The 11067-nt window shown below is 37.1% G+C and carries 9 protein-coding genes; 8 read left to right on the forward strand and 1 reads right to left on the reverse strand.

The genetic code is table 11. The annotated features are described in order from the left end of the window. The first annotated feature begins 20 nt into the window (after positions 1-20). Positions 21-947 (forward strand): dihydrodipicolinate synthase family protein, encoded by a 927-nt coding sequence (locus RNZ47_RS15295; RefSeq protein WP_311942337.1) that lies wholly within the window; start codon positions 21-23, stop codon positions 945-947. Between the two features lie 71 nt (positions 948-1018). Here the strand turns inward: RNZ47_RS15295 and RNZ47_RS15300 are convergent, their stop codons facing one another. Then, positions 1019-1744, reverse strand: a complete 726-nt coding sequence (locus RNZ47_RS15300) for a FadR/GntR family transcriptional regulator (protein WP_311942340.1) — start codon at positions 1742-1744, stop codon at positions 1019-1021. 127 nt (positions 1745-1871) lie between these two features. On the opposite strand from RNZ47_RS15300, the gene RNZ47_RS15305 reads away from it, so the two are divergent. From RNZ47_RS15305 to RNZ47_RS15335, 7 genes are read left to right on the forward strand one after another with little or no spacing between them, the layout of a single operon-like run. Further along, positions 1872-3032 (forward strand): n-acyl-d-glucosamine 2-epimerase, encoded by a 1161-nt coding sequence (locus tag RNZ47_RS15305; RefSeq protein WP_311942343.1) that lies wholly within the window; start codon positions 1872-1874, stop codon positions 3030-3032. Positions 3033-3057: 25 nt separating this feature from the next. Beyond that, positions 3058-4194: a sialidase family protein gene (locus tag RNZ47_RS15310; protein WP_311942346.1), complete on the forward strand. Its 1137-nt coding sequence runs from the start codon at positions 3058-3060 to the stop codon at positions 4192-4194. Positions 4195-4205: 11 nt separating this feature from the next. Further along, complete coding sequence (locus RNZ47_RS15315; RefSeq protein ID WP_311942349.1) at positions 4206-6278, forward strand: GDSL-type esterase/lipase family protein; 2073 nt, start codon at positions 4206-4208, stop codon at positions 6276-6278. Positions 6279-6298: 20 nt separating this feature from the next. Beyond that, the gene (locus RNZ47_RS15320) at positions 6299-7480 is read left to right on the forward strand and encodes a glycoside hydrolase family 27 protein (RefSeq protein ID WP_311942351.1); all 1182 of its coding nucleotides are present in this window, start codon (positions 6299-6301) and stop codon (positions 7478-7480) included. Between the two features lie 11 nt (positions 7481-7491). Continuing rightward, positions 7492-9534 carry a family 20 glycosylhydrolase gene (locus tag RNZ47_RS15325; protein WP_311942353.1) on the forward strand — a complete coding sequence of 681 codons (2043 nt, stop codon included), beginning with the start codon at positions 7492-7494 and terminating at the stop codon, positions 9532-9534. Between the two features lie 11 nt (positions 9535-9545). Then, positions 9546-10196, forward strand: coding sequence for a GDSL-type esterase/lipase family protein (locus tag RNZ47_RS15330; RefSeq protein ID WP_311942355.1), 651 nt, complete (start codon positions 9546-9548; stop codon positions 10194-10196). Between the two features lies 1 nt (position 10197). Beyond that, complete coding sequence (locus tag RNZ47_RS15335; RefSeq protein ID WP_311942358.1) at positions 10198-10971, forward strand: creatininase family protein; 774 nt, start codon at positions 10198-10200, stop codon at positions 10969-10971. Positions 10972-11067: the final 96 nt, after the last annotated feature.

Here is an 11067-nt window from a genome sequence, read left to right on the forward strand (position 1 = left end):
AATAGCAATAATTATAACACATGAAAATAAAAAATTTAGTAGCAGCGGTTTATGCCCCAATGCATAAAGATGGTTCTTTAAATACTGATAAAATTAAAGATTATAGTCAGTTTCTAATCAACAATAAAATCTCTGGGGTATTTATGAATGGCTCTACGGGGGATTTCGCATCATTATCAACTGCAGAGCGAAAGCAAATAACATTGGCTTGGTCTCAAAACAAATCCGAGGATTTGTGTTTAATAGACCATGTTGGGCACACCAATCTGCGAGAAGCTAAAGAACTAGCGGAATATGCTGCCGATAAGGTAGATGCCATTTCGGTATTGGCGCCATTTTATTTTAGGCTAAATACTATTGAAAAATTAGTGCAATACTGTAAAGAAATTGCTGCATGCGCTCCTAATTTACCGTTTTATTATTACCATATTCCGGTATTATCCGGAGCGAATTTAAATATGAACGAATTTTTAATTAAAGCAGAAAGCGAAATACCAAGTTTGGCTGGAATTAAATTCACCAATAATAACTTAATTGACTTTCAACACAGTAAAAAGGTGGCAAACGGAAAGTTTAATATACTTTTTGGTTTTGACGAATTGTTTATAAACAGCTTACCAGTGGGGGCAACAGGATGGGTTGGTAGTACATACAACCATTTGGCTCCATTATATTATAAAATAAAGGACCTTTTTGAAAAAGGGCAAATGGCTGAAGCCACGGCGTTACAAAACAAAGCCATCCGATTTGTTGAGATTTTAGATAGCAAAGGCGGATTTAATGGTGTAGCCAAAGGTTTTATGAGGGTGTTGGGTGTAGATTGCGGACCAAGTAGATTTCCGCATACCACCTTAACCGATGCCGATTATAAAATAATTAAAGAAGAATTAGATACTTTGGGTTTAACGGATTTGTTTAGCAGATTTGACGAATCTTTAGTAAATTAAGTAGAGTGTTTGTTTAGTTTTTAAAAGTCAGCTTTAAATTAATTTAAAGTTGGCTTTTATGTTTTTATACCTTAAGATTTAACCGTGTTCAATACCCTTTCAAAGTGCGGTTCAAGATGATTTCTCATAGCTTCCCTAAATGTTTCGGCATCACCATCTATTAAAATGTTTAGTAAATCGCGATGCGTAACAAATTTTCCTTTCGAATATTTAAAATCTTCAGCACCTTGAGGCATGTTGTCGTGTACATAATTAAAAACCGGTAAAAGCAAGTCTTGAAATCTTTGCAGTGTCGAATTGTTCGACATTTCATATAATTTCCCATGAAACGCAATTTCGTTTTTTAAGCTAAAAAGCACGGTATTTTGCTCTTCAATTTCTTGTTTGGAAACAATTTTGTCCAATGCATCAAGATCCGCTTTGGTTTTTCTGGCAAACAATAAATCGGCCATACCCATTTCCAATATTAGCCTAAGTTCAAAAATATCGGTTAGAGCTTCTTCGCCTAATAAATTATATTCAATGGCTTTTTCAAAATTCTGAATAATATCGGGCTGTGTTAACACCATGCCGCTGCGTTTTTTAGACTGGATTACGCCAATGGTTCTCAATCTTAACAAGGCTTCGCGTATAACGGTGCGGCTAACTCCAAGGGCCTGTGCAAACTCCAATTCTTTCGGAATCGAATCGCCAATCTTTAAATTGTTTTCTTTAAAATACTCCTTTAATCTAATTTCCACTTTATCCACTAACGATAAGTTTTCGAGCGGAGCCATTTTACTAAGTTTGGTTTTCATTTAATTTATTTGTTAAAAAGAAGTCTTACAAAGGTATAATTTCTTATTTTTGTATTATGTCAGACATATAAAAGTAAGACATTTTATTTTAAAATAAAAGGCTAATATAAAAAAATCTTATTTCGAGATGAATTTTTCTACACTTTATAAAAAAACGTTGCTTGAAGATGTTGTTCCGTTTTGGGAAAAACACGCCATAGATTATGAAAACGGAGGCTATTTTACATGCTTGGATACCAAAGGGAATGTGTACGACACCGATAAGTTTATTTGGCTTCAGGGGCGACAGGCGTGGACGTTTTCGATGCTGTACAACAAAGTTGAAAAAAACGAGAAATGGCTGGCCATTGCTAAAAATGGCATCGATTTTTTGCGTAACTACGGCATGAATGAAAAAGGCGATTTTTATTTTTCTGTTACAAAAGAAGGCAAGCCTTTGGTGCAGGCCTATAATATTTTTTCCGATTGTTTTGCGGCCATGGCATTTAGCCAATACGCCATCGCATCGGGTGACGAAGAGGTAAAGGAATTGGCTAAAAAAACGTATTTTAATATTCTTGGTAGAATTGATAATCCGAAAGGGAAATACGAAAAGAATACAGATACCAGACCATTAATGGGCTTTTCGTTGCCCATGATTTTGTCTAATTTGGTATTGGAATTGGAAGCCGTTTTAGATGCCGACGAAGTTGAAAAAACAATAGATTACAGCATCCATCAAGTTATGGAAGTGTTTTTGGACAAAAAATCAGGTTTGATTTTCGAAAACGTTTTACCTAACGGCGAGCATCATGATAGCTTTAACGGGCGTTTGTTAAATCCGGGTCATGGTATAGAAGCCATGTGGTTTATGATTGATATTGGCGTGCGTAAAAACGATAAAGCCCTCATTAATAAAGCAACCCAAACTATTCTAAATATTTTAGAGTACAGTTGGGACGATAAATTCGGCGGAATTTACTATTTTATGGATTCAAAAGGGCATCCGCCTCAACAATTGGAATGGGATCAAAAACTATGGTGGGTTCATTTGGAAACCTTAGTGGCATTGGCAAAAGCTTATGAGCAAACCCAAAACCCCGATATTTTAAAATGGTACCATAAAGTACACGATTATGCTTGGTCTCATTTTTCAGACCCTGATAACGGCGAATGGTTTGGGTATTTAAACCGCCAAGGCGAAGTGCTTTTAAAACTAAAAGGAGGCAAGTGGAAAGGTTGTTTCCATGTGCCTAGGGCCATGTACCAATGTTGGAAAGCTTTTGAAAACATTGAAGCTAAAAAATAATAATTAAACCTAAAATATTAAAAAGATGATAAGAAGTACTGTTTTGTTAGTGATGATTGTATTACTTAGCTCGTGTAAGGGAAAAGTCAATACTGAAAAAAAGGAAAATACCGAAGCTGTAAAGGAGACTCCGGAACTGGTAGCCCTATTTAATGCAGGTATGGAAGAAGGAGTTGCTTGTTACAGAATTCCAGCAATCGTTACGGCGCCAAATGGCGATGTAATAGCGGCTATCGATCAGCGTGTTCCAGGTTGCGGCGATTTAAAATGGAGCAAGGATATCAATATCATTATACGCCGAAGCAGCGATAATGGCAAAACCTGGACGCCCATTGAAATGGTAATTGATTTCCCAGAAGGCAAATCGGCTTCAGACCCTTCAATGATTGTCGATAAAGTTACGGGCGATATTTTTATGTTTTACAATTACATGAATTTGGATACCGAAAAAGACATCTACTATTTACATGTTATGAAAAGTTCCGATAACGGAAAAACTTGGAGCGAACCCGAAGATATTACTTCGCAAATAGCAAAACCCGAATGGCATAAGGATTTTAAATTCATAACCTCGGGTCGTGGTATTCAAACACGCTCAGGAAAATTATTGCACACCATGGTAAATTTAAATAGCGGATTGCATGTATTTGGTAGCGACGATCATGGTAAAACATGGTATTTTATTGATACGCCAATTCAACCGGCAGACGAATCTAAAATTATTGAACTTGCCGATGGTACTTTAATGATTAACGCAAGAGTAAACGGCAAGGGCATGCGTTACGTACACACCTCGAAAGACGAAGGAAAAACTTGGGAAACAAATCCAGTTCCAGAATTAATCGATCCGGGTTGTAATGCCAGTATCATTCGCTATACTTCAAAAGCAGATGGTTACGATAAGGATAGAATTCTTTTTTCGAATGCGCAATCTGAAAAAGGACGCGTAAACATGTCGGTTCGTATTAGTTATGATGAAGGAAAAACGTGGAGCGAAGGTAAAACGGTTTACCCAGGGTCATCGGCATATTCATCATTAACCATTTTGGAAAATGGCGATATTGGATTGTTTTTTGAAAAGGATGAATACAAAAATAATGAGTTCATAAGCTTTTCATTAGATTGGTTAACCGATGGCAAAGACACCTACAAAAAACCATAATGTTTAAATAAATGCCTTTAAAGTTTATTTATTTTATTGCATTCACATTTACATTGATTTTGCCAACACAAGCTCAAAAAATTAAAGTAGCTTGTGTTGGCAATTCGGTTACTTATGGAGCGGGTATTAAAGATAGGGCTGTAAATTCCTATCCCGCGCAGTTGCAAAAATTATTGGGCAATAACTACCAAGTGGCCAATTTTGGGTACTCCGGAGCGACCATGCTTAAAAACGGACATAAACCCTATTGGACAAAAAACGAGTTTAAGCAATCCCAAGATTTTGCACCAAACATAGTAATCATTCATTTAGGGTTAAACGACCAAGGCAACAATAATTGGCCAAAACACAAAGATGAATTTATAGCCGATTATTTGGAAATGATTGCGGTTTACAAAAATCTGCCATCAAAACCCAAAGTGTTTATTTGTAAAATGACACCCACTTTTTCAGGGCATCATTGGTTTGAAGAAGGCATGCGTGAAAATTTTAAAGACATTCAAAATAAAATTGAAACTATTGCTAAAACGGCTAATGTACAGCTTATAAATCTGCACGAACCGCTATATCGTTTCCCGGAATATTTCCCGGATAATTTACATCCAACGGAATCTGGCGCTACCGTGATTGCCCAAAAGGTTTATGGCGCCATTACAGGTGATTTTGGTGGATTAAAATTACCAAAATTTTATGGTGAAAACATGGTGTTTCAGCGTAACGAACCCATTATTATTTCTGGAACAGCGAATGCGAATGATGAGGTTTTGGTAAATTTAAATGGAGAAAAATCTAAAGTAAAAGTTTCAGCAAATGGCGAATGGCAAGCAACGCTTCCTGCAATGAAAGCCGGTGGGCCTTTTCCGTTTAAAGTTGAATCGAAATTATCTGAAAATATTAATTTCAGTAAGGTATATATTGGCGAGGTTTGGTTGGCATCGGGACAATCTAACATGGACTGGAAAGTAAATCAATCTAGACACGCCAAAACAATTTTAAAAGACTCTCTAAATCCCAATGTTTTTGTGTTTTCAATGGATCCGAAGGTTTTAAACGGCCGTGTTTTTACTAAAGAAGAATTGGCCCTTTGCAACACAAACGATTATTTTAAGTATTCAGGATGGAGCAATACTAAAGATGATATTTTAGAAAACTTTTCGGCCGTGGCTTATGCCTACGCCTATAATCTTCAAAAAGAATTAAATGTGCCTATTGGTATTATTTGCAATGCCATTGGAGGTTCACCAGCACAAAGTTGGATAAGTCGGGAACGCATGGAACAAACACACGAAACCATAAGTATGTTAAATGATTCGTGGCAAAATCCGTTAATCGATTCTTGGAATTCAAAACAGAAGACGAAAAATTTCGATCATAATAAAAACTTAAACGCGAGGCATCCATACGATCCTACTTTTTTATTTGATTCAGGAATTTTACCGCTTACCAACTTCAACTTTAAAGGTGTTATTTGGTATCAAGGCGAATCAAATGCAGAACGTGTCGATTTGCACGAGCGATTATTTAAAATGTTAATTAACGATTGGCGTATTCATTTTAAAAAACCCGAACTTCCTTTTTATTATGTGCAATTAAGTAGCATCAATCGCCCAAATTGGGGCGCGTTTAGAGATTCGCAACGTAAATTGCTGGCTATTGAAAAAACGGGAATGGCGGTATCTTCCGATATTGGTCATGAAACAGATGTGCATCCAACCCAAAAATGGATTGTTGGCAAACGATTGGCCAAAGTGGCACTTGCTAAAACCTATAACAAAAACATAGCGTATTCGGGACCTTTGTTGGATTTTGTCAATGTGATAAATGATAAATTGGAAATCCATTTTAAACATGGCGAAGGTTTAAAAACTGTTGATGGTACTGCTGTAAAAGACATAGAAATAGCTGGAGCGGATAAAATTTTTGTAAAAGCAAATACGGATATTAAAGGTAACACACTCATTGTTTGGTCCGAAAACATTAAAAACCCACGATTTGTAAGGTATGGCTATGCGTCTTTTACCAACGGTAACCTTATTAATAAAAACAATTTACCAGCTTCAACATTTTCCAATATTTTAGATTAAATTACATAAAACAAAATAATATGAAATCAATTTACCTTTTTTTAATAGCATGCTTTTTATCAGCAAGCACGATTTACGCTCAAAAATTTGAAAATTTAGCGTTAACACCTCCCATGGGTTGGAATAGCTGGAACACTTTTGAATGTGAAGGTGTAAACGAAACCGTTATCAGGGAAATGGCAGATGCCATGGTTGAAAAAGGTATGAAAGACGTTGGTTACGAGTATATTGTAATTGACGATTGCTGGCAAATTGGTCGCGATGAAAACGGATACATTATTGTTGATAAAGAAAAATTCCCATCAGGAATTAAGGTTTTGGCTGATTATGTGCATTCTAAAGGATTGAAATTCGGGATTTATTCTGATGCGGGCACAATGACCTGCGCGCGTCGCCCTGGGAGTAAAGGTTTTGAGTATAAAGATGCAGAAACCTATGCAAAATGGGGTGTCGATTATTTAAAGTACGATTGGTGTTTTACTGAAGGTCAAGATGCTAAATCGTCTTATAAATTAATGCGCGATGCTTTATATAAAGCGGGCCGACCCATTGTTTTTAGTATGTGCGAATGGGGCGAAAACAAACCTTGGGAATGGGCAGAAAACGTTGGACATTTGTGGCGAACAACCCTAGATATTGATATGAATGGACGATATGACGGAAACGTTAACGGCAACCTTTTTGGTTGGTCGGATTTAGTGGATATGCAAGTGGGCTTGGAAAAATACGCAGGCCCCGGGCACTGGAACGACCCCGATATGCTCGCCGTTGGGAACAACGATATGCCGATAAACGAAGCCCGGGCACACTTTAGTATGTGGGCTATGTTAGCGGCACCTTTAATGGCTGGGAACGACTTGAGAAACATGTCGTTTAGCGACCAAGAAATTCTAACTAATGAAGAACTGATTGCCATAAACCAAGATGCCTTGGGCAAGCAAGGTTTTAAAATCGTAGATTTAGGAAATTTTGAGGTTTGGCAAAAACCGTTGTCAAATGGAGATATGGCGATTTGCTTGTTTAATAGAGAAATTAAAAACACAAAATACCAAGTTAATTGGAATCAAATGAATATCAAGGATTTTTCCGGAGCTTATACAATTAAGAATTTATGGCAGAATAAAGTAATCGGTACAACCGATACCAATTTTTTAATTGAAGTTCCGGCCAGAGACGTTGTGGTTTTTAGGTTAACCAAATAAATAAAGCGGATATGTTGGATTTTTTTAAAGCAAAAGTTTTAGTGTACACAGCACTTTTGGGGTTTTGTGTAAGTGGTTGTGCGGATTCAAATCCTGAGAATTTTGAAGATAAATATCCTATCATTCCAACACCGCAGGAAATCAATTATGGCAGCGATGAAATTCAATTTGAGCATATCAACATTCAAGCCACCGATTTTGAAAATGAAGGACGGTTGCTCGCTGGTTTTTTTGAATCAAAACAGATTAAAGAAGATACCAAAGGTCTAACAATTGAGTTGAAAAAAAGTAGTACTGAAAACGAAAACGATGAAGCTTATTCATTAACCATTTCAGATAAAATAGTCATTTCCGCTACTACCCACAAGGGCATTTATTACGGTATTCAAACCTTAAAGCAAATCTTTAGAAAACAAAACAAAAAAGGCGTTTTTCCAAAGCTTACACTTAACGATTGGCCGGTATTTAAAATTCGTGGTTTTATGCACGATACGGGCAGAAATTTCCAATCGGTTTCCCAGTTAAAAGAGCAGATTGAAATTTTGGCACAATACAAATACAATGTGTTCCATTGGCATTTAACCGATAATCCGGGGTGGCGTTTGGAAAGTAAAATATATCCGGAATTACAAGCAGAACATGCCACAACAAGGCAAAAAGGCAATTTTTATACACAAGAAGATTTTAAGGATATCCTTGAATTTTGCAAAGCCAGAAACATAACCCTAATTCCGGAATTTGATATTCCAGGCCATACCGATGCGTTCAGAAAAGCCTTGGAAATTGATGAAATGCGCGACCCAAAAGTAAAACCCATTTTGTTGGATTTATTTCAGGAATTAATGGATTTAACTAGCGCCGAAGATGTGCCGTACATTCATATGGGGACGGATGAAGTTCGGAATGATTTTGAGCGGGTTTCCAACGATGTTATTTTTGAAATTATGAACTTAATCAGAAAAAATAACAGAGAAGTTATTGTTTGGAAAGAGGGGATTGTGGTTAAAAGGGATTCCACTTCCATCAATCAACTGTGGGCCTATCACGAAGGGCGAAAAGGACATCGTTTTATAGATTCCAGAAGTAATTATATCAATCATTTAGACCCTTTTGCGGGAATGGCACGTTTATATTTTCAACAGCCAACCAGACAGCCAAAAGGTGATTCGTTGGCACTTGGCGGTATTTTAGCGGCGTGGCCAGATAATAATATTAACCACGAACGCGATATATTGATACAAAACCCTATTTATCCTTCCATGGTATTTTATGCCGATGCCATTTGGAATGGCAGGGCAAAAGACTACCCGGAATATTGGGCAAAACTGCCACCAAAAGGTACTCAAGAATTCAACGATTTTAAGGCTTTTGAAAAAAAGGTAATTACCCATAGGGATTTGTTCTTTAAAGGCAAAGAGTTTCAATACATCACACAAACCGATAAACATTGGAAACTTATCGGGCCTTTAAACCATCAAGGTGATGTTGAAACATCCTTTCCCGTTGAGGAAAGCATAAAGGACACGTACAACATAGACGGAAACCCATATACTTGGACGGATAATCACACAGGTGGCACCATTCATATAAAACATTTTTTCGGATTTCCAGCGGTTACCGAAGCCAAACAAGGCACCTATTATGCCTACACCAATATTTATGCGCCCGACGATAGAATCCAAGATTTTTGGGTAGGCTTTCAAGGTTGGTCGCGCTCGGGTGGAAGACGTGTTGGTCCTTTCCCAGATCAAGGTGATTGGCACACCACAAAACCGAAAATTTGGGTAAATAATACGGAAATTGAACCACCAATTTGGAAACAACCAAATTTAGGCACAAAAACAGATGAAATCCCATTTATTGACGAAGACTATTTCTATAGAAATCCAACCAAAATTCATTTAAAAAAAGGCTGGAACAAAGTGCTTTTAAAAATTCCCCAAGACAGAAACTCATGGAAATGGATGTTTACCTGTATTCCTGTAAATATTACCGAAAATGGTGTTAGGGAAGTACCCGAATTAAAATATAGTACTAAATTTGAGAATAACTAATGCGTTTCGAAATGAAAAAATTCCTGATTGTTATTTTACTGGTATGTGCTAATATTGGATTTGCCCAAAAATATTCAGACCATTACTATAAACGAAAAGCATTATTTGAAAAGGAGGCGGATACAAAAAACGAAATCATTTTTTTAGGCAATAGCATAACCGAAGGTGGCGATTGGAAAGCCTTGTTTCCTAACAAAAATGTGGTAAATAGAGGGATTAGTGGCGATGTTACCGATGGCATTTTATACAGATTGGATGAGGTTACAGCATCAAAACCTTCAAAAGTATTTTTATTGATTGGTACCAATGATATGGCACGTGGAAGAAGTGTGGATTATGTTTTGGAAAACACTGAAAAAATCATTCTGCAAATTAAAAATCAATCTGAAAATACAATCATATACTTACAAAGCATCCTGCCCATCAACCCCAATGTGGGCCAAAAGTTTTCCGGACACAAAAACAACCATCAAAAAATCATAGAGGCAAATAAACGCTTAAAAGCTTTAGCCAAAACGCATCAAATAAAATACATCAATCTGCATAAAGCCATGCGAAATGGCAAAAAGCACATCAAACCAAAATACACTTACGATGGGTTGCATTTAAGCGAAACCGGTTATATAAAATGGAAGAAAGTCATTAGTAAATACATCAATTAAAATGAATACAAAACCACGCCCTTACGTGTTGGCCGAAACCAATTGGAAAACCATAAAAGACGAAAATTACACGGTTGCCGTTTTACCTTGGGGCGCTACCGAAGCGCATAATTATCATTTGCCTTATGCAACAGATAATATTTTGGCCGAAGCGGTTGCCATTGAGGCGGCAAGTATAGCGTGGAGGAACGACGCAAAAATGGTGGTTTTGCCCACTATTCCGTTTGGTGTAAATACGGGGCAGTTGGATGTGCCTTTGTGCATAAACATGAACCCGAGCACGCAGTTGGCTGTTTTAAAAGATATTGTTGATGTGCTGAATCGCCAAAACATTCAAAAATTAGTTGTGGTAAATGCACATGGTGGTAATAATTTTAAACAGATTATTAGAGAGTTGTCGGTTGAGTTTCCTAATGTGTTTGTCTGTGCCTTAAATTGGTGGCAAGCTGAAAGCGGCAATGATTATTTTATTGAACCGGGGGATCATGCAGGCGAATTAGAAACCGCGGTTACCATGCACATAGCCCCGCATTTGGTATTGCCATTAAGCGAAGCCGGTGATGGCGCTGCCAAAGAGTTCAAATTAAAAGGTTTAAAAGAAGGCTGGGTTACGTCGCAACGTCAATGGACATCGGTTACCAAAGACACTGGTGTTGGAAATCCTAAAAAAGCAACCCAAGAAAATGGCGCACTTTTTTTCAAAGCAGTGAGCCAAAAAATAGCGTCTTTTTTCGAAGAACTGCATCACGCCGATTTAGATGATATGTATGCGTAATTTCATATGTCAAACATAAGACAATCGTGTTGTTTTTGGCTATATTTGTAGTTCAACAAGTTTAAACGAAATCATAGAATAATTAATTTTAAAATG

Origin of the sequence: Hwangdonia seohaensis, assembly GCF_031932625.1 — a bacterium.
GTDB lineage: Bacteria > Bacteroidota > Bacteroidia > Flavobacteriales > Flavobacteriaceae > Hwangdonia > Hwangdonia seohaensis.